The organism is Caballeronia sp. GACF4 (assembly GCF_023631025.1).
Taxonomy (GTDB): domain Bacteria; phylum Pseudomonadota; class Gammaproteobacteria; order Burkholderiales; family Burkholderiaceae; genus Caballeronia.
The window spans coordinates 289,395-308,628 of sequence record NZ_JALQDW010000025.1 but is presented as its reverse complement, the minus strand read 5'-3'; the positions used below and the strand labels follow the sequence as shown (position 1 = coordinate 308,628).

18 protein-coding genes and 1 pseudogene are annotated in these 19,234 nt (G+C 59.8%); 7 read left to right on the top strand and 12 right to left on the bottom strand.

What is annotated here, in order from left to right; all coding sequences use genetic code 11:
- Window positions 1-129: 129 nt before the first annotated feature.
- Genes cyoD through cyoA form a run of 4 tightly spaced genes read right to left on the bottom strand, consistent with a single transcriptional unit; the run spans window position 130 to window position 3,983 of the window.
- The gene (gene cyoD, locus NCR40_RS23720; protein ID WP_250510824.1) at window positions 130-462 is read right to left on the bottom strand and encodes a cytochrome o ubiquinol oxidase subunit IV; all 333 of its coding nucleotides are present in this window, start codon (window positions 460-462) and stop codon (window positions 130-132) included.
- Complete coding sequence (gene cyoC, locus NCR40_RS23715; RefSeq protein ID WP_250510823.1) at window positions 462-1,079, bottom strand: cytochrome o ubiquinol oxidase subunit III; 618 nt, start codon at window positions 1,077-1,079, stop codon at window positions 462-464. The genes cyoD and cyoC overlap by 1 nt, the downstream gene beginning before the upstream one ends.
- Window positions 1,080-3,095, bottom strand: coding sequence for a cytochrome o ubiquinol oxidase subunit I (gene cyoB / locus NCR40_RS23710; protein WP_250510822.1), 2,016 nt, complete (start codon window positions 3,093-3,095; stop codon window positions 1,080-1,082).
- A gap of 3 nt (window positions 3,096-3,098) precedes the next feature.
- Complete coding sequence (cyoA, locus tag NCR40_RS23705) at window positions 3,099-3,983, bottom strand: ubiquinol oxidase subunit II (RefSeq protein ID WP_244829918.1); 885 nt, start codon at window positions 3,981-3,983, stop codon at window positions 3,099-3,101.
- Window positions 3,984-4,539: 556 nt separating this feature from the next.
- Between cyoA and NCR40_RS23700 the strand changes: the two genes are divergently transcribed.
- The 3 genes from NCR40_RS23700 (at window position 4,540) to NCR40_RS23690 (ending at window position 6,623) form a co-directional block, all read left to right on the top strand.
- Window positions 4,540-5,745 carry an NAD(P)H-dependent flavin oxidoreductase gene (locus NCR40_RS23700; protein WP_250510821.1) on the top strand — a complete coding sequence of 402 codons (1,206 nt, stop codon included), beginning with the start codon at window positions 4,540-4,542 and terminating at the stop codon, window positions 5,743-5,745.
- A 116-nt stretch (window positions 5,746-5,861) separates the two neighbouring features.
- A complete protein-coding gene (locus NCR40_RS23695; protein ID WP_250468816.1) occupies window positions 5,862-6,074 on the top strand; it encodes a DUF3079 domain-containing protein in 213 nt (70 codons plus the stop codon).
- 117 nt (window positions 6,075-6,191) lie between these two features.
- Complete coding sequence (locus tag NCR40_RS23690; protein WP_250510820.1) at window positions 6,192-6,623, top strand: hypothetical protein; 432 nt, start codon at window positions 6,192-6,194, stop codon at window positions 6,621-6,623.
- A 30-nt stretch (window positions 6,624-6,653) separates the two neighbouring features.
- On the opposite strand, the gene NCR40_RS23685 is transcribed toward NCR40_RS23690, so the two are convergent.
- The gene (locus tag NCR40_RS23685) at window positions 6,654-6,956 is read right to left on the bottom strand and encodes a hypothetical protein (protein ID WP_244829922.1); all 303 of its coding nucleotides are present in this window, start codon (window positions 6,954-6,956) and stop codon (window positions 6,654-6,656) included.
- A 140-nt stretch (window positions 6,957-7,096) separates the two neighbouring features.
- Here NCR40_RS23685 and NCR40_RS23680 point away from each other — a divergent pair, with 140 nt between their 5' ends.
- Window positions 7,097-7,417 carry an HNH endonuclease gene (locus NCR40_RS23680; RefSeq protein WP_244829923.1) on the top strand — a complete coding sequence of 107 codons (321 nt, stop codon included), beginning with the start codon at window positions 7,097-7,099 and terminating at the stop codon, window positions 7,415-7,417.
- A gap of 17 nt (window positions 7,418-7,434) precedes the next feature.
- Here NCR40_RS23680 and NCR40_RS23675 read toward each other — a convergent pair whose 3' ends face one another.
- Window positions 7,435-7,713: a hypothetical protein gene (locus NCR40_RS23675; protein WP_244829924.1), complete on the bottom strand. Its 279-nt coding sequence runs from the start codon at window positions 7,711-7,713 to the stop codon at window positions 7,435-7,437.
- A gap of 413 nt (window positions 7,714-8,126) precedes the next feature.
- Here NCR40_RS23675 and NCR40_RS23670 point away from each other — a divergent pair, with 413 nt between their 5' ends.
- Window positions 8,127-9,185, top strand: coding sequence for an NAD(P)-dependent alcohol dehydrogenase (locus NCR40_RS23670; protein ID WP_244829925.1), 1,059 nt, complete (start codon window positions 8,127-8,129; stop codon window positions 9,183-9,185).
- Between the two features lie 56 nt (window positions 9,186-9,241).
- Here NCR40_RS23670 and tssE read toward each other — a convergent pair whose 3' ends face one another.
- From tssE to tssK, 6 genes are all read right to left on the bottom strand, one after another.
- Window positions 9,242-9,667 carry a type VI secretion system baseplate subunit TssE gene (gene tssE / locus NCR40_RS23665; RefSeq protein WP_244831024.1) on the bottom strand — a complete coding sequence of 142 codons (426 nt, stop codon included), beginning with the start codon at window positions 9,665-9,667 and terminating at the stop codon, window positions 9,242-9,244.
- A 10-nt stretch (window positions 9,668-9,677) separates the two neighbouring features.
- A complete protein-coding gene (tssH, locus tag NCR40_RS23660; RefSeq protein ID WP_250510819.1) occupies window positions 9,678-12,353 on the bottom strand; it encodes a type VI secretion system ATPase TssH in 2,676 nt (891 codons plus the stop codon).
- Between the two features lie 119 nt (window positions 12,354-12,472).
- Window positions 12,473-12,958: an Hcp family type VI secretion system effector gene (locus tag NCR40_RS23655; protein ID WP_244829927.1), complete on the bottom strand. Its 486-nt coding sequence runs from the start codon at window positions 12,956-12,958 to the stop codon at window positions 12,473-12,475.
- A gap of 93 nt (window positions 12,959-13,051) precedes the next feature.
- A complete protein-coding gene (locus NCR40_RS23650) occupies window positions 13,052-14,725 on the bottom strand; it encodes an OmpA family protein (RefSeq protein ID WP_250510860.1) in 1,674 nt (557 codons plus the stop codon).
- Window positions 14,726-14,730: 5 nt separating this feature from the next.
- The gene (locus NCR40_RS23645; RefSeq protein WP_250510859.1) at window positions 14,731-15,423 is read right to left on the bottom strand and encodes a DotU family type IV/VI secretion system protein; all 693 of its coding nucleotides are present in this window, start codon (window positions 15,421-15,423) and stop codon (window positions 14,731-14,733) included.
- Between the two features lie 32 nt (window positions 15,424-15,455).
- Window positions 15,456-16,808 (bottom strand): type VI secretion system baseplate subunit TssK, encoded by a 1,353-nt coding sequence (tssK, locus tag NCR40_RS23640; protein ID WP_250510818.1) that lies wholly within the window; start codon window positions 16,806-16,808, stop codon window positions 15,456-15,458.
- A gap of 528 nt (window positions 16,809-17,336) precedes the next feature.
- Between tssK and tssB the strand changes: the two genes are divergently transcribed.
- The gene (gene tssB, locus NCR40_RS23635; RefSeq protein WP_250510817.1) at window positions 17,337-17,849 is read left to right on the top strand and encodes a type VI secretion system contractile sheath small subunit; all 513 of its coding nucleotides are present in this window, start codon (window positions 17,337-17,339) and stop codon (window positions 17,847-17,849) included.
- Window positions 17,850-17,895: 46 nt separating this feature from the next.
- Window positions 17,896-19,227: pseudogene (tssC, locus tag NCR40_RS23630) on the top strand (type VI secretion system contractile sheath large subunit); the annotation flags it as partial.
- Window positions 19,228-19,234: the final 7 nt, after the last annotated feature.

The following is a 19,234-nucleotide window of genomic DNA, read 5'->3' as shown; positions in this document are numbered from 1 at the left end:
GCTGCGACAAATTGTCAAGATTCATCACGCGCTTAAGAATAGGGATTCGCACCGATGAAAAAAAAGCGGACCTGCGAGGCAGGTCCGCTTTGACGCAGCAATACGGTTCCTTGGGAAGGACCGATGGGCTTAACGCGCCATCATCAGCATGTGGACGTTATGCATGACCCACACCGTTCCGACGACAACGACGAGCGACATCAAAATCGTATAGGCGAACGACAAGGCGTGCCAGCGCTGCCCCTTCGATGCGTTCACGTGCAGGAAGAAAACCACGTGGACGACCATCTGCACGGCGGCCAGCACTGCAAGCGCCGTGATCGCGCGCTCGCCGCTGAACGTGCCCGACATCACGAGCCAGAACGACGCCAAGGTCAGCACGACCGCCAGCACGAAGCCGATCAGATAGCCACGCACGCTGACATGCGGGATATCGCCATGTGTTGAATGCGTATGTGCCATTAGACGAGGCTCGCAAGGTAGACGAAGGAGAACACGCAAATCCAGACGATGTCCAGGAAGTGCCAGAAAAGGCTCAGACAGGCGAGCCGGCGCAGTTCGCGTTCGCCCATGCCCGGCTTGGCGATCATCTGCACCGCAAGCACGATCAGCCAGATCATGCCGAGGGTGACGTGCAGACCATGCGTGCCGACGAGCGTGAAGAACGACGACCAGAACGCGCTGCGCTGAGGGCTGGCGCCTTCGGCGATCAGATGCGCGAACTCGTGCAGTTCCAGCCACAGGAAGCCCGCGCCCAGCAGCAACGTGACAATGAGCCACGCGAGCACGGCGCCCGTCTTCTTGCGTTGCGCAAAAATCATCGCAAAGCCGAACGTCAGACTGCTCGTGAGCAGCAGCGCGGTTTCGATCGCGACATCGTTGAGATTGAAGAGATCCTTTGCCGTCGGGCCGCCCGCGAACTGATGCCCCATCATCGCGAAGGTCGCGAAAAGGGAGGCGAACAGCACGCAGTCGGTCATCAGGTAGGCCCAGAAGCCGAACACGGAATGCGACGAGTGTTCGTGCTCATGGTCATGCGCGTGATGCGCGTGATGCGCGGATAGTGTCGATTGCGACATTTACAGCACCTCCAGTTCCAGGTCGCGCGCGACGCCGGTCTTTGCAGGCGACTTCGGCGGACGGTTCCGCTCTTCGGTCGCCTTGACGGTCGCGGCGGGGATCATGTAGCCAGCGTTCGCACGGAAGCTGTAGCCGATGACGGTCGCGGCAATGCCGACCAGACCGACGATAGCCATCCACCAGATATGCCAAATGGCGGCAAAGCCGAGCACCAGCGCGAACACGCCGACGACAAGACCCGCGCTCGTGTTCGACGGCATGTGGATGGCGCGGTACGGTCCCTGATCGGCCATGCTGCGGCCGGTTTCCTTCATGTCGGCGAACTCGTCGAGTTCACGCACGGCTGGAATATGCGCGAAGTTGTAGACCGGCGGCGGCGAGCTGATCGCCCATTCGAGCGTGCGGCCGTTCCACGGGTCGCCCGTGACATCGCGATACGCCGGCTGGTTGCGGCGAATCACGCTGACTACGATCTGCGCGACCTGGAAGGCCACGCCCAACGCGATGATGCCGACGCCCGCAGCCGCGACCATCAGATACGGCTGCCATGCGGGGTTGTCGTAGTGGTTGATACGGCGCGTCATGCCCATGAAGCCGAGGATGTAGATGGGCACGAACGCCACGAAGAAGCCCACGAACCAGCAAATGAAGGCGTTGCGGCCGAGCTTTTCGTCCAGCTTGAAGCCGAACACTTTCGGCCACCAGTACTGCACGCCGGCAAAGTAGCCGAACACCACGCCGCCGATGATAGCGTTATGGAAGTGCGCGATCAGGAAGAGGCTGTTGTGCAGCACGAAGTCCGCGCCGGGAATGGCTAGCATGACGCCCGTCATGCCACCTAGCGTGAACGTGATGATGAAGCCGATGGTCCACAACACGGGCGTCGTGAACTGGATGCGGCCACGGTACATCGTGAACAGCCAGTTGAAGATCTTCACGCCGGTCGGGATGGAGATGATCATCGTCATGATGCCGAAGAAGGCATTGACGTTGGCGCCCGAACCCATGGTGAAGAAGTGGTGCAGCCACACAAGGAACGACAGCACCATGATGCAGCACGTCGCGTAGACCATCGTCTTGTAGCCGAACAGCGGCTTCTTCGAGAACGTCGAGACCACTTCCGAATAAATGCCGAAAGCCGGCAGAATCAGAATGTAGACCTCGGGGTGTCCCCAAGCCCAGATCAGGTTCAGATACACCATCGGGTTGCCGCCGCCGTCGTTCGTGAAGAAGTGCATGCCGAGGTAGCGGTCGAGACCGAGCAGCGCGAGCGCGACGGTCAGGATCGGGAACGTCGCCATGATCAGCACGTTCGAGCAGAACGCCGTCCATGTGAACACCGGCAGCTTCATCCACGTCATGCCGGGTGCGCGCATCTTCACGATGGTGACGAAGAAGTTCACGCCCGTCAGCAACGTGCCGACGCCGGAAATCTGCAAGGCCCAGATGTAGTAATCGACCCCGACGCCCGGACTGAATTGCGTCTCGGAGAGCGGCGGATACGCGAGCCAGCCCGTCTTCGAAAACTCGCCGATGAAGAGCGAGAGATTGATCAGGACGGCGGCCACGGCCGTCATCCAGAACGACAGCGAGTTGATGAACGGAAACGCCACGTCGCGCGCGCCGATCTGCAAAGGCACCACGAGGTTGAAGAATGCGACCAGCAGCGCCATGGCCATGAAGAAGATCATGATGGTGCCGTGGGCCGAGAAAATCTGGTCGTAGTGATGCGGCGGGAAGATGCCGGGATTATTCAGCGCGATGGCTTGCTGCACGCGCATCATGATGGCGTCCGCGAAGCCGCGCACCAGCATGAGACCCGCCACGACGAGATACATGACGCCAATGCGCTTGTGATCCGTCGACGTCAGGTACTCGTTCCAGAGCCAGGCCCATTTGCCGAACTTAGTGAGAAGGGCGGCCGCACCGATCACCATGATCGCCATGAGGACCGTCGCCCCCATGATGATGGGTTCGTGGTACGGGATCGCCTCGAGCGTTAATTTGCCAAACATGGCTTACCCCTTGGTTACGCAGTTTTCGCCGTTGACATCGAAACGGCCGTTGTTGTACTTGCCGACGATGTTGTTGAAGAGCTTGGGATCGACGGTGGAAAAGTACTTCACCGGATCTTTCTCGCTCGGTTTCGCGACGCCGGCGTAGACGTCCATGTCCAGACGCGCGGGCGCGGTCTTGACCTTCTTCTGCCATGCATCGAAATCGGCGGAAGACATGGCGAGAGCGCGGAACTTCATGTCGGAGAAGCCCTGGCCGCTGTAGTTCGCGGAGATGCCCGCATAGTCGCCCACGTGATCCGCTTGCAGATGCAGCTTCGTCTGCATGCCGGCCATTGCGTAGATCTGGCCGCCGAGTTGCGGGATGAAGAACGAGTTCATCACCGAATCCGACGTGATGCGGAAGTTCACCGGCGTGCCAACGGGAATGGCCAACTGGTTCACCGACGCAATGCCGAGATCCGGATAGATGAAGAGCCACTTCCAGTCGAGCGCGACGACTTCTACGTTGATCGGCTTGACATCCGATTGAAGCGGCTTGTACGGATCGAGTTCATGCGTGGTTTTCCACGTCAGAATGCCGAGGTACAGGATGATGACAGCGGGAATCGCCCAGACGACGATTTCGATTGCCGTGGAGTGCGTCCATTTGGGCGCGTAGGTAGCGTTCTTATTCGACGCGCGATAGCGCCACGCGAAGAACAGGGTCATCAAAATGACCGGGATGACGACGAGAAGCATGGTGTAAGTCGAAAGAGCGATCAACGAAGCTTCCGCTTTGCCGATGCTGCCCTTCGAGTCCAACACTTCCAGCTTGCATCCCGAGAGACAGAGACTGGCCACCCCCGCTAACAGTGGCGCTGCTAAACGTTTGGTTTTCTCATTCATTGCATTCGCTGGTTTCTTTGATCGAAGCGTTCTGGAAGAACGCCGTGCACGGCGTTGCGCCGCGCCACGATGATGCCATGCAGCATTGAGCACGAAAACGCTAATCTATGGAAAAGCGTTTCATTTGAAGTGCGTGCGACGCTGTGTCACGCGAACGCTTATTGCCCGCTCAATTTGTGACGAATTTATATGTCTTGGACTCTTGATTTTTCGCAAGCGAGGCGCTTGTTTTAGCGGCTTTTATTGTTATTGAGCGGTTTTGTCCAAGGCCTAAGCAAAACGAATTAACCAGACGGTGTGCCATGCTGACAGACGACTGGCAATCGTGTGTCAAATCATGTTGCAAGAGGAGATGGTGCCGGTTGGGATGAGTAGAAAAGCGGTCTCGCAAGACGCGCAACCTCGCGCATACCCGATCCAAAGAAAGGCCTCGTGTGACATTCGTCAATATCAGCGCGTGACATGCGATTGTCGAGCGAGAAAGCTGCCCATACCATCGGGTGCAAGCGCAGGTGGAATCGAATCACGCAGCGCATTTCATTCGGGCAGTCCAATCATGAATCGACATCAAGCTGAAAACGGCGCGTCGCGCGCTTCCTCACACTTGTTTGCGCCGCTCGTCATTCGGGGTCGCACGCTCTTGCCTATCGTGCAGGGCGGCATGGGCGTTGGGGTGTCGGCGCATCGGCTGGCGGGCAGCGTCGCGCGAGAGGGCGCGCTCGGCACGATCGCGAGCATCGACCTGCGGCATCATCATGAGGATCTTCTCGCCATGTGCCGCGCCGATCCGTCGCGCGATACGCTCGAACGCGTCAATCTCATCGCGCTGGAACGCGAGATTCAGGCCGCGCGTGAACTGTCGCAAGGGCGCGGCATGATCGCGGTCAACGTCATGAAAGCCGTGCGCGCGCACGCCGACTACGTGCGCGTCGCGTGCGAGCAAGGCGCGGGCGCAATCGTCATGGGCGCGGGCTTGCCGCTCGACCTGCCCGATCTCACGCAAGGCCACGACATTGCGCTCATTCCCATACTTTCGGACAGTCGCGGCGTCGCGCTCGTGCTGAAGAAGTGGATGAAGAAAGGCCGCCTGCCCGACGCAATCGTCATCGAACATCCCGCGCATGCGGGCGGACATCTCGGCGTCAACGACGTCGCCGACATGCATAACGAGCGCTTCGGCTTCGAACGTGTACTCGGCGAACTGCAGACCGTGTTCGAATCGCTCGGGCTGAACCGAGGCGAAGTGCCGGTGATCGTCGCGGGCGGCATCAACAGTCATGAAGCGGTGAGCAAGTGGCTGGCGGCGGGCGCGAATGGCGTGCAGATTGGAACGCCCTTTGCCGTCACCAAGGAAGGCGACGCGCATCCCGAGTTCAAGCGCGTGCTCACCGAAGCGACGCCGGAAGACATCGTGGAGTTCATCAGCGTGACGGGTTTGCCCGCGCGTGCGGTCAAGACGCCGTGGCTCATGCGCTATTTGCGCAACGAGGAGCGCATCCGCACGAAGATCGGCGCGCGCGAGCAGACATGTCCGTCGGCGCTCGAATGTTTGAGCGCATGCGGTTTGCGTGATGGCATCGAGAAGTTCGGGCACTTCTGTATCGATACCCGGCTCGCGGCGGCTTTGCGTGGCGATGTCAACAACGGCCTCTTCTTCCGTGGACGCGAAACCCTGCCATTCGGTCCGGCCATTCGCAGCGTGCGCGACTTGATCGAGCTTCTTCTGACCGGAGCGACGAAGCCGGTACTGAGCCTCCGATAAATTCCGCCGAAACGATGTTCTTCGCGCCGCGCAACGAAGCTCGGCCCTGCTCCTATTGATGCGCGCGGGGCTTTCGCCCTAACCTGCGTGACCATTGCAACAGGAACATGTCGACCATGGCGAAGCGATTCCCCCTTCACCCCAGCCACCCGGAGCGTAACTGCTGGGGCTGCGACCACTACTGCTCCGAGAAAGCGATGCGCTGCGGCAATGGCTCGAATCGCACGCAGCATCCGGCCGAATTGCTCGGAGAAGACTGGTACGAGTTCGGCGATTGGGATCTCGGCGTGGTCGAAAACGCTACTTCCGTCGCGCCATCCGCCAAGTAACGCGTTCTCGAAATAGATCAATCGACGCGGCGACCAGCGCTTTAGAACTAATCCGAACCTCAGGCGCAGGCTGCATCCCTAGAATTCGGGCATCTCATAAACACAGCGATGCCCGACATGTCCACGAAGCTCGAATTCGAATCTCCCGAAGGCCGTCTTTCCCTGTCTATCGACGATGTCGAATTCATGGCTTACGGTGCCGGTGAACTCGCCATGCGCTCGATGCGCGAGCTCGTCGAACGCATGCGCCGCATGGGGCTTGGCGCAATTGCCGAAGCACATGCACGCGTGCAGGCGCAGAGCAAGGTGACGATCATGGAATTGCGCGAGATGCGCGAGGACGCGGAAGCCATCCTTCTGCTGGGAAGCCAGGGCGAGACGATAGACGACACCATCACCCCGCGGCTCGACGCATTGCGGCAAACGATCGCGCAGACGCAGGTAGACATGCGTGCAAGCGTGGACCGTCTCGCGGCGCTCGCCGTCTCGTGCCATGAAGCGCTGATGCGTATTCCCGGCTACCGTCCGCCTTCAGAACCGCGCGGCTGAGCCGATCTTATCGAAAGTCTGTCGCGGAACTCAACTGCCTGAATACTTCCGCAACAGCGCATTCACGTCGATGCGCTGACCTTGCAGCAGCATGATGCGCGCGTGCAGCACAAGGTTTTCGAGCACGAGCAGCGCGGTGGTGAGCATGTAGGTGAGGCTGACATCGCCGGGATTGAGGCCGCTGTCTTGCAGACCGCGATGCCGTTCCAGAAGCGAAGTCAACACGAGACGGCGCAGTTCCGGTTCGCCGAACGGCAGGTCGCCGTAATCGACCGGATCTTCTTGTTCCAGTTCTTCGAGCAGGCCGGCCAATTCGTTGATGGTCACTTCCATGGCTTCTCCGACGTCGACTTGCGTGAGCGGTGAGCTAGCAGTTCCATGGTGCCACGTCCGGCCAGAAAACAAAACAGCCTCGGCGTACACTCGAAACGATCAGTTCCAACGCAACGACGCAGCGCCAGAAAAGGAGCCGAATGGCAAAGCCCGCGCCCGAACCGTGGTATCGGCCGTTACCGGAAGAAACGTGCGCGCTATGCGGGCGGCCCGTGCCCGCGTCCGAGCGCGACCTGCATCATCTCGTGCCGAAGTCGCAGGGCGGACGGCAGACGGCGGTGCTGCATCGCATCTGTCATCGGCAACTGCATGCGCTCTTTACCGAGAAGGAACTCGCGCAACGATTCGCCACCATCGACGCGCTCATGCAGGACGAAGCAGTGCGCAGCTTCGTCGACTGGGTGCGCACCAAGCCGAATAGTTTTTATCAGCGCACCCGACGCTCGGCGCGCAAGCGGTGACGCGGACCGCGTCTGCGTCATTGCGCCATCGAGACATCCGCGCGCAGCGCCGACATCCCGAAGCGCTGCATGATGTAACTCTCGACGACGAGTTGCAGGTCGCGCTCGCGCGGCCGCGTGCCCCAGCGGCTGTTCCCCGCCACCGATGCGATGGTGAACCACGAATGCGGCGGAAATAGTTCCACGCGCAATAGCCCGCGCTCCAGTATTCTCAACCGCCCCGTGTCGACGTGAAACTCGGCGCTTATCGTGCCGCTCTGCGTGTCGATGCTCGCTGTTACCGCCTTCGAATTCATGGTCTCGCTCTCGTGTGATATCGATTCGATGCCGGCGCCCCGACGCCAGCTACTCCGTTGCTTTCGGAAGCGCCCCGAACGTTCCTTGGCTTCCGCGCTTACCCAAACCTTAGATCTGCAACTTTTGCACGCATAGTCCCGCTTGCGCAGGGAGACGGACGGGGGAGGTCCCCATCGGTCGTGCAGAAAGATGCTTATAGGCATACAGTACTGAAGTTGCGATTTGCCGCCGAAACATCGGCGTGATCGGCAAGATCACCGCAACACGTTTGCGACAGCGCGGCGAACGTTCGTTGTCGCACATAAAAAAACGATGCGCGCTCTCGCGCGCACTTCCGTTTCGACCGTGTCCCTGAGGTGTCGCAAGGACGCGGTTCCTGTCATAAGCCTGAAACTCAAGAGGGAAAACAATCATGCGCAAGGCGTATTCCTATGCAGCATCCGCCGCCGACAAACCGCTCGGCCCGCTTGAAATCGAGCGTCGCGATGTCGGCCCGAACGATGTCCGCATCGACGTGCTGTTTTGCGGCGTCTGCCACTCGGACCTGCACATGGCGCGCAACGAGTGGGGCGGCACGAACTATCCGGTCGTGCCGGGCCATGAGATTGTCGGGCGCGTGGCGGAAGTCGGCGCGGAGGTGACGAAGTTCAAGGTGGGCGATCTGGCGGGCGTCGGCTGCATGGTCGATTCTTGCCGCGTGTGCCCGTCTTGCAAGGAAGGCGAGGAGCAGTTCTGCGAGAGCCCGGAAAGCTTCGTGCAGACGTACAACTCGCCCGACAAGAAGTCGGGCGGCGTGACGTACGGCGGCTATTCGACCTCGATGGTCGTCGACGAAGCCTTCACGTTGAAGGTGCCTGACAACCTCGACCCGGCGGCCGTCGCACCGTTGCTGTGCGCGGGCATCACCACGTACTCGCCGTTACGTCACTGGAACGTGCAGCCGGGCGACAAGGTGGGCGTCGTCGGACTGGGCGGCTTGGGCCATATGGGCGTGAAGCTGGCGGCGGCGATGGGCGCGCATGTCGTCTTGTTCACGACATCACCGGGCAAGATCGAGGATGCGAAGCGTCTCGGCGCGAACGAGGTGGTGATCTCGAAAGACCCGGAGCAGATGGCGGCGCACGCCAACAGCTTCGATTTCATTTTGAACACGGTGGCGGCATCGCACGATCTCGACCAGTTCATGGTCTTGCTCAAGCGTGATGGCACGATGACGCTGGTTGGCGTGCCGGAGCATCCGCATCCTTCGCCGGCTGTGTTCAACCTGATCTTCAAGCGCCGGTCGATTGCGGGTTCGCTGATCGGCGGTATTGCGGAGACGCAGGAGATGCTGGATTTCTGCGGCAAGCACGGGATCACGTCCGACATCGAGATGATTCGCATGGATCAGATCAACGACGCTTACGAGCGTATGTTGAAGAGCGATGTGAAGTATCGGTTCGTGGTGGATATGGGGACGTTGGCGCAGTAGGGGAGTTATTTGGTGAGTGAAGGAGAGCCCGCGTGAGCGGGCTTGTTCCGTGGTGTTTAGCGACCTTCGCGAACGCGACGTTCCAGGCGGAATACGCCCGGCGGAACGAAGTACGTGCCAAAGCGCACGAGCCCTGTCTTTTTCAAATGACAGGTCATTTCGAAGCTCACCTGCAAGCCGGGGTCGTCGTTTTGCAAGATGCCGATATCGATAGAGCGAATCCGCGGCTCATACTTCAAAAGCGTTGCTTCCATCTGCTGCTTGAGCGCGTGTGACGAGCCGGGCAACTCCTTATAAACATTGGTCAGATCCGGCAAACCGTAGTCTGGTAGATGCTTCAGTGCGCCCGCACGCGTATTGAGAATACGCCGCACGTTTTGCTGCACGCTTAAGGCTTCGAGCGTGCGGTCGTCGAAATGGTCGATCGACTCCCCGTCAATCTGACCGAGGAGCATGTCGTAGAGCGATGGGCCGGCCGCCATGACGCAGCGCTCAGCCGTGTGCAGCGACAACTTCGCCGCGATCGACGAATTCGATCGTCAGATTGCCTCCTTCGGAACTTGCAAGGCGAACCTCGGCCGGCGTGGTGCCGGTGGCCATGCGTGTCAGAAGTTCGCGCGAAACGGTCGGCAGGATGCGCTGATCGAGGAACGTGTCGACATTGCGCGCGCCGGATTCGCGGGCGAGGCACAGTTCTGCGAGCGAGGCGATGAGCGTGTCGTCGCAAACGAGATTGACGTCATGCTGCTTTTGCAAGCGGTCCGAAATCTTGCCGAGTTTCAGTCGAACGATCTGCGCCAGAGCGTCGGCGGCCAATGGCCGGTAGACGAGCGTCTGGAAGCGCGCGAGCAACGCAGGTTGAAAATGCTTGACGAGCGGCTCGTGGATCGCATCGAGGAGCGCCGCCTGAGCAATGTCCGGATTGTCCGTCGTCACTTCGTCGATCTGCGCGCTGCCAAGATTCGACGTCATCAAAATCACGCAGTTGCGGAAGTCGATTTCGCGACCTTCGCCATCGCGCATGGTGCCGCGGTCGAACACCTGATAGAAGATATCGAGCACGTCGCGATGCGCCTTCTCCACTTCATCGAGCAATACGACGCTATAAGGGCGTTGCCGCACCGCTTCGGTAAGAATACCGCCGCGTCCGTAACCGACGTAACCTGGTGGCGAACCCTTCAGCTGCGAGACCGTGTGCGCCTCCTGATACTCCGACATATTGATCGTCGTAAGGGCGGCCTCGCCGCCAAAGAGGACATCGGCAAGCGCGAGCGCGGTTTCGGTCTTGCCGACACCCGAAGGTCCTGTCAGCAGGAACACGCCGAGCGGCGCGTGCTCGCTCTTGAGTCCCGCCTTCGCCGTGCGCAGGCTTTGCGCAAGTGTGCCGAGCGCGTCGTTTTGCGCAACCACGCGTGCGGCCATGCGCTCCTCCAGCGCGAGCAGGCTCAGAAGCTCGTCTTCGACCAGACTGCCCACCGGCACACCTGTCCACTCCGCGACGACGCGGGCAATGGCTTGGGCGTCGACATCGGCGAAGATGAGCGGAGTCTTGCCTTGCGCGTCGGCGAGCGCGTGGCGGGCTTGCGACAAGGCATCGGCATGCGGCTTAGTGCTGCCGTCACCCCGCTGTTCCAGCAGACTCCGCACGAGCGTCAGTTCTCGTTCATAACGCGCTTGCAGGTCACTCGCTTCTTGCTTCGCGTGCATGATCGATACATCGAGTGCCGCGCGACGGGCCGCCACGTCGGCAACACCGGCGCGCTCGTCGGCATCGAGCGTCGCGCACTCGAGTTCCAGCGCAGCCACTGCCGCTCGTGCGCGTTGCAGTTCGGCTGGCGGCGAATCGAGTCCCATGCGAACTCGTGCGGCTGCGGTGTCGATGAGATCGACGGCCTTGTCCGGCAACTGCCGCGACGGAATGTAACGGCGCGACAGCTTGACGGCGGCGACGAGTGCCTCGTCGCGAATATGCACGTGGTGATGCCGTGCGTAACGCGTGGCAAGGCCGCGCAACATGAGACATGCGGCATCGTCGCCGGGTTCTTCGACCTTGACGAGCTGGAAGCGCCTTTCGAGCGCTGCATCGCGTTCGAAATACTCCTTGTATTCGGCCCAGGTCGTTGCTGCAATCGTGCGCAGTTCGCCACGCGCGAGCGCCGGCTTGAGCAGGTTCGCGGCGTCCGATCCACCTGCTGAATTGCCCGCGCCGATCAATGTATGCGCTTCGTCGATGAACAGTAGAACCGGCGTGCTCGATGCGCGCACTTCGTCGATCACGTTCTTCAGACGCTGTTCGAATTCGCCCTTCACGCCAGCGCCCGCCTGCAGCAGGCCGAGGTCAAGCGTGAGAATGCGTACGTCGCGCAGGATTGCGGGCAAGCTGCCGTCGATGACACGCAGGGCCAGCCCTTCGACGATCGCGGTCTTGCCTACGCCCGGATCGCCGACGAGGATCGGGTTGTTCTTGCGACGGCGCACGAGCACGTCGATCATTTGTTGAATCTCACGATCCCGTCCGAACACGGGGTCGATGTCGCCACGGCGGGCCTTTTCTGTCAGATCGATAGCAAAGCGCGCAAGGGCTTCGCCTTCGGTCGAGCGTGGCGGCGCGGGTGTAGCAGATGGCAGATTTTCTTCGGATGCCGACGCTGCCTGTTCGCGCGCCTCGTCTTCCGCTTCCGGTTCGTCGACGCGGTTTTCGCACGACAAACGGCCAAGACGCGGCAGCAACCGCTCGATCTGCATGCTGGACAGCGACAGCAGCGGCCAGGCGTCTTTCGTACGCAGCACGTGCGGCGCGTCGATGATCGCCCGCAGCAAGTGCGCCGAGCGAATCTTGCCGTCGATATCCTCGCGTGACGCCAAGGTCCACGCGTCTTGCAGCATGCTCGCGAGCTGAATTGAAATCGAAGGCATGCCCCGCAGATTGCGTGCCAGCCGATCGATGGCCGCGAGTAGTGCGTTCCACACCGCATCGATATCGATATCGTAGTGTTTGAGGATCGCCGGAATGTCCCCGTCATCGGCCTCGATCAGCTTCAAAAGCCAGTGCTCGACCGTGATTTCGTCGGATAGACGCGTTTGGCAAAGGCTCGCGGCCGCTTCAAGCGTACGTGAGCAGTGCGGGTTGAGCCGGCGAAGCAATTGCGTGGAATCTCGGGATGTCATAACGGGAAAGCGAAGAAAACCGAAGGAGGCGAAATATGAAAAATCGCCGGCCCATTCGATATGGACCGGCGACGGACCCGATCAGCGGATCAGATCCGTTTGCAACTCAAGCGCCTGAATTACGAGCGCTCGTTCCACGTGTCAGCGTGAATGATGTTGCCGTCCTTGTACGCCCACGTGATTTTCTCGTAGCGCAGTTCCACCTGTTCGAGGTGGTTGTGCTTTTCGTAGTCGGGGACCTTGATGTCGTGCATCTTCGGTCGCACAGCGACAACCTTGACGTTCTCGAGCTTGGTGTTGAAGTATTCCTTCTCCTTGCCCGCGTCGTCGATCTTGTACCACTTCATCTCGACCGACTTCAGCGTCTGACCGCTCGTCACAGCCTTGTACAGATAAGGCGTCGACGCATCCGTTTCCTTCGTGAAGGTGATCGGCGCGTGCACGCGCGTGCCGGTCAGCTTGCCGGTGTTGCCATCGGTCGGGATGTGGATGCCGTGATCGAAAGCGACGACTTCGACGCTGCCTTCACGATCTTGCACGGTAACGGAACCCTTGATGTCGGCGCCACCGTCATCCTTGAGCCACATGTATGCGGGAATTGCCATTTACTGCTCCTTCTTAGTACAACAAAACGTGCTCGGGAGAGCATTCTCCCGGGCCTCAAGATCCCAAGGCCGTAGCCCCGGGGATTCTAAAATCTACTTGTTCGTATCAGGCACAAGCGTAATTTCCACGCGTCGATTCGTCGCACGCCCTTCTGGCGTGTTGTTATCGGCAATCGGGCGCGTGTCGCCGTATCCTTGCGTAGCGAACTGCGTGGCGGAGATACCCGACGCGTCGATTAACCAGTCACGTAACGCCGCTGCACGCGCCATGGAAAGTGTCAGGTTGCTACGCGGATTGCCTGCGTTATCCGTGTGTCCCGCGACCAGAATACGCTTGTCCGGATGCGCCTTGATCATCTCCACGGCGTCGAACAATGCCCGATTCGAACCAGGCTTAAGCATTGCCTTGCCGCTATCGAACAACGACATACTGTCGAGTGTCACGACCGCAGGCGGCGGTTCAGGTGGCTGATATGCGGCGATCGCGGTATTGAGCGAAGGCATGAGCGGCGCACCGTGATATTCGCCGAGCGACAGCCGCAATGGGACACCCGAACGCCCGTAACGATCGAGTTCGTCGCGATCGGCGATAAGCGCGTGCAGCGCGTCGCGGCGACCGGCATCGTGCTCGGGCGCGATGCCCGCATAGCGCTCCATATGTCCGCCGATACGTGTCAGCAACGCGGCGTTGTTCCGGCCTGCGCCCCAAAATGCGGCGGCCAGCGCGAGCGCGCACATTGCGCCGACATGCGCGAGTGCTACGTGCCGCGGCGACGCTCTCACGCGCTGCGACATAGTCGCGATCAACGGCTGTGGCAGAGGCCACGGCGCAGGCGAGCCCGCGACGACCGCCGGTATAACGCGCGTCTGCATCTGGACGTCGCGCTCCCACGGTTTATCGGCATTGCTTGCGGGACCGCAGTCGATCCACCCGGCGCCGTGAAGCGCCCACGGGGCTGCCGGCTGACGGGAATCGGCTAGTGTGTCGAATATCACGCGCTGGGTCCATCCGATAATCGAAGCCAGTCCGGCAACGCTTGCGGCAGCATATGGGTCTGTTGCGTGCCGGCGTGCATCCGTTTCGGAACTCTCGATTACCGCATCGAAGCGCTTCATGTCGGTGAGCGGCGATCCGCTTGAGATCCCGTGCCACTGCACGGCGGCGAGCGCATCGGTCTGCGCGTTTCTGACCAGCCGTTGATACACGGCGACATAGCCGGGCAACGGTGCACCGATCATGCGAGAGGCATCGGCGACTGCCTGACGGACGATCCGCAGCGACTGTGACAGCGCGTCAGCGTCGGCATGCAGCGCAGGCGCCACGCTCAGCACGACGCCGTCAGGTGCGTGACCGTCGCGCCATTGCCGCATGGCGAGCGCGAGGCGCGGCAGATCCTGGATACGATCCGCACGTACCCAGATGGCTCCCTCTCCGACATGAACAAGACGTTCCCTGCTGCTCTCATGATTGAAGATCGATGGCAGGGCGTCACCCGTCACCAGGACGAGCGGCATGCGCGTGCGAAGCCTGACTGGTACCTCCGCCGTGGCGGAGCCGAGCGCCGTCAAAACGTGTTCACTGGCCTGACGCGCTCGTGTCTGTTGATGCGTGCGCAAACCGATGGCGAGTAATGCCGCCAGCACGACGACGGCAGTCAATGACCAGGCGAGCGTCGTCGTCACCGGCATGACGAGCCAGAGTACGGCGAGTATCAGCGCTGCGGCGATACCGACTACTGTGCGAAAGGGATACCCCAGCCGTTGCATTGAATTCACCGCTTGATGCCCGACGGAATCGTGCTAACCAGTTGAGCATCGAGCGCCACGTGCCACGCAAACCAGACAGCCAGCGCAACTACGGCGCACAATCCGGCAATACCCCAAGGCGACAGGCGCTGAAACCAGCTACCGAGGCGGCGTCCGCCATGTTCGATCAGAAACACAGGCTGTTGAGACGGGCGTAACTGCTCAATTTGCGCATTAAGGCTAGTAATGAGCGCGTTGCGTTTTGTCTCGTCCTCTAACGCATAACGACCCCGAAAGCCAAGACCGAGGATTGCTGCATAGCATTCGAGCAAGTCGACACTCGGCGCCGCTTCGCGCATGCGAATTGCCATTCGCTCGAATACGTATTCGCCAGCGTTATGGTGCTGCAGACGCTCGACTTGAATGGGTTCCGCGATCCACTTGTTCTTATTCACAGGATCGAGATGACGCAAGGCGGTTTCGTCAAGCAGTGCGCAAAGCGCGACGATTGCGTCGTCGCCTACGTCGTGCGAATACCCATGCTGCGTAAGCGCCGTCTCAAACGCTTCGACAAGTTCCTTGCAACGGTGGCGCAGCACGTCGAAGTCACTGGCTTTGCCACCGGCCGATAGTGTGGTAACGAGAAGAGCGGACGCGCGTAGCAAGCCTGTCAGACCCGCAGCCGGCTCGATGGTCGGCTTCGTCGACCGAAGCAACATGTCGCCGCGCGCCGGCGAAAAAGTAAGCGTCGTCATGCGCGTAGCACCGCGTAGAGTTCAAGCGCCGCATCCGGCACGGATGAGGGCAAGTAGATCTGGCACGCGCGGGCAGCCAGCAATCGGGCGTGCGCGGGGCTCGCGGCGTCCAGCGCGAAATAGTGATTGTCGAGACGGACCGGAATAGCCGACGGCACCCGTTGCACAGGCTTGAGTGCGATGCCCGCAAGCGCGGAATTGACGATGTGTTCGACATCGTCGGGCGCGCCGATCTTGCACAAGCGCGGGATGCGTTCGACGAGTTCGAACGCCGGGAGTGATGAGTTCACGGACAGATACCAGTCCGCTGCATCCGATGCGATACGTTCGTCCATAATCTTGCCTGACCATGTCGTCGCATTGTCACGAGACAGCCCGATCGACACCACGCGCGACGGGATGATTGCATCGAGCAATTGGCGAATCAACGCTTCCAGCTCCGTGAAGACTTCATCGGCGCGTGCGTGATCGTAGAGAGGGATGTCGGTAAGCTGAGATCCGGTCGAAAACGTCATCAGCGCGCTCGCTAGTTCGGCGATGATCGCGTACAGCCGCTCAGGAGGCTGATTTGGATTCGATGCAAGAAAGCGCAGCTTCGGCCACGCTGCATGTATGCAATGCAGCAGCCAGAACAGCTGTACGTCGGCCACGCCGTATTCCGTCACCTGATCGACCCGCTCACTACGACGCGCACCGAGCGCGAGACTTTTTGCCAGCAGAATGTCGGTCAGGCGATTGATGCGCTCCATGTGCAGAGCATGAGCGCCCAACGTCAGACACGGTGGCACGTATTGCGAGACTAGCTGAAACTGTCCGCTGGTTGAACGCGACAGGCGTGCGATGGCGCATACCGTGTCGTCGGCGTGTGGTTCGAAGTCGAACAGCAGCCTAAGGGCATGGCGTTCGGCCGCGATCTCCGCTTCATCCGAGCCATTGAGATCGACGACTTTCACGAACTCACGATAGGAGCGGCGCGGACGAGTCAACGCTGTCTCATCCATGCGGCAGTTGCTGCCGTTTGCATCGGGAAGCGCGAGCGCGGCCAGCACAGTAACGCTTTGCCGATTAGCACCGACGCCTTCGAGCAAATCGCGCGCCGGAGGCAGCGCCTGAGCAAGCGTCGTGTCGATGGGAGTGCCATCCGGAAAACGCAACTTGAGTCGAGTCAGTTTGAATCGCCCGGACGCGAGCGCGTCTTCATCTACCTCGACGGACAGGGTGCCCCATGGTTGAGCCAGCGCGGCCGTCGCGACTTGCCTCAAGGCGAACTCGTTCCAACGGTCCTGTTGCTGAAAATGCTGTTGCGTGAGGATCAGGCCTTCATGCCAAAGCGGTTTTTCGATCCGCATGTCTTTCTTCTCTAGCTATTGTTGCCATCAGTTGAGAATTCTATCTCTCACCACTTAGTTCGTATAGCTGATAACTAAAACGAAGCGACGAATCATATCTGCTAACGAGGACATTCTGTGTACCGTTTCGCCGGAGACGCGAAACATTTATTTCGAGATATGAAGCGCGTCCAGTGCGCGACGTGGAAATTGTCAAATGGTGTTGCATTTGAGTTGAGGGACCGACGAATCTCAGCTTCCGTCGATTTACACGAGTAGTACTAAGTCTTTGAAGGGACAAAGATTAAGGCCTTGCATAAAGCTTCGTTGCCTAACTATTAGTCACGCCGTACGATCATTGGCAGTTGATGTGGAACCTGTTCTAATAGTGCCCCAATGAGAATCACAATCAAGTGAACAGATCCATGAGCGTGCTCGAGAGTCGCGCCTTCAAGTAGTGCGGTTCGTTGTCGCAACGAATCTTCTTCGAGAGGTTCCTGCGTGTTCGCAGATCGAGTGGCGCTTATGGCTAATCAATAAGGACTATTTATGGACAGCTTCCAGCGCGAAATCCCGATGAGCCGGGTTTCGATCACCCTCGACCTGCATACCGGCGGCGCGCAAAAGAAAATTGAGTTGCCGCTGAAGCTACTCGTTGCAGGCGATTTCAGCGCGGGGCGAGAGCAAGCGCCGCTCGCCGAACGAAAGAAAGTCAACATCGACAAGAACAACTTCGACGCGGTGCTTGCTGATTACGCGCCAGACCTCAAGTTCGGTGCGGACAATACGCTCGCGAACGACGGCTCTGAGTTGCCGGTGAACCTGTCGTTCCGTTCGATGAAGGACTTCGAGCCGGAACAGGTGGCGCGTCAGATTCCGGAACTTCAGGCACTTCTGGCCGTGCGCAATCTGCTGCGCGATCTGAAGTCGAATTTGTTGGACAACAGCACTTTCCGCCGCGAGTTCGAAAAGATTCTGAAGAACAAGGAAATGTCGGACAAGCTGCGCGGCGAACTATCGCAAATCGCCACGGCTGCCACGCAGCCCGAAGGCAACGCTTAACGCGCCCTCGGCACCTCTCGAAAAGCACCGTAGACAGGACAAGAAAATGAGCAAGAATCCCGCACGCCAGAGCGCCGCGGCAGAGACCGTCGTGCTTGACGCACCTCGTGATGCGCAAGGCGGTAGCGTCTATGCATCGCTTTGCGACAAGATCAATCTTACGCCGGTTGCGCAGGCTCGGCCGCTGGAAGCGTTTCGTGACAACGACACATTGTCGGAAGCGTCTGCCGACGAACGTCTCGCACGCGGCATGGGCGCGTTCCTCGAACTCGTGGCGCAAAGCAGCAAGCCGGTGGATCGCCTGGACAAGTCGCTGCTAGATTTCTTCATCGGTCAGCTCGACCGTCAGATCAGCAAGCAACTCGACGCAGTGATGCACAACCCCGAGTTCCAGGCGCTCGAAGGCCGTTGGCGCGGTCTGAAGATGCTCGTTAGCCGAACGGACTTTCGGAAGAATGCCCGTATCGAGGTGCTGGACGTGTCGAAGGACGCGCTTAGCCGCGACTTCGAGGACGCGCCGGAGCTGATCCAGAGCGGCCTGTATCGACTGACGTACATCGAAGAATACGACACGCCGGGTGGCCAGCCTATCAGCGCGATGGTCAGCGACTTCGAATTCGCCAACTCGCCGGTGGACGTTGCGCTTCTGCGCAATATCTCGAAGGTCGCGGCAGCGGCTCATATGCCTTTCATCGGCTCGGTTGGCGCGCAGTTCTTCGGCAAGAAGTCGATGGAAGAAGTCGCGGCTATCCAGGACATCGGAAACTTCTTTGATCGCGCTGAATACGTGAAATGGAAGAGCTTCCGCGACACCGATGACTCGCGCTATGTGGGTCTGGTCATGCCGCGCGTGCTTGGCCGTTTGCCGTACGGCAAGGACACCACGCCCGTCCGCGCATTCAACTATGAAGAGCAGGTCAAGGGTCCTGACCATGACCGTTATCTGTGGGTTAATGCGTCGTTTGCGTTTGCGGCGAACATGACGCGTAGCTTCGTGAACAACGGTTGGTGTGTGCAGATTCGTGGTCCGCAAGCGGGCGGAAAGGTGGAAGATCTGCCGGTTCACCTGTATGACCTTGGCACCGGTGTGCAGCCGAAGATCCCGACCGAAGTGCTGATTCCCGAAACGCGCGAATTTGAATTCGCCAACCTCGGGTTCATTCCCTTGTCGTTCTATAAGAACCACGACTTTGCGTGTTTCTTCTCGGCTAACTCGGCACAGAAGCCGGCGCTGTACGAAACAAAGGAAGCCACCGCGAATAGTCGCATTAACTCGCGTCTGCCATACATCTTCCTGCTCTCGCGGATTGCCGGGCCCATTCGAAAGGCAATCGGACGTCGGTGTCGCAGTCGAATACATGTTTTGAATTTGGAGAACGCTGAAC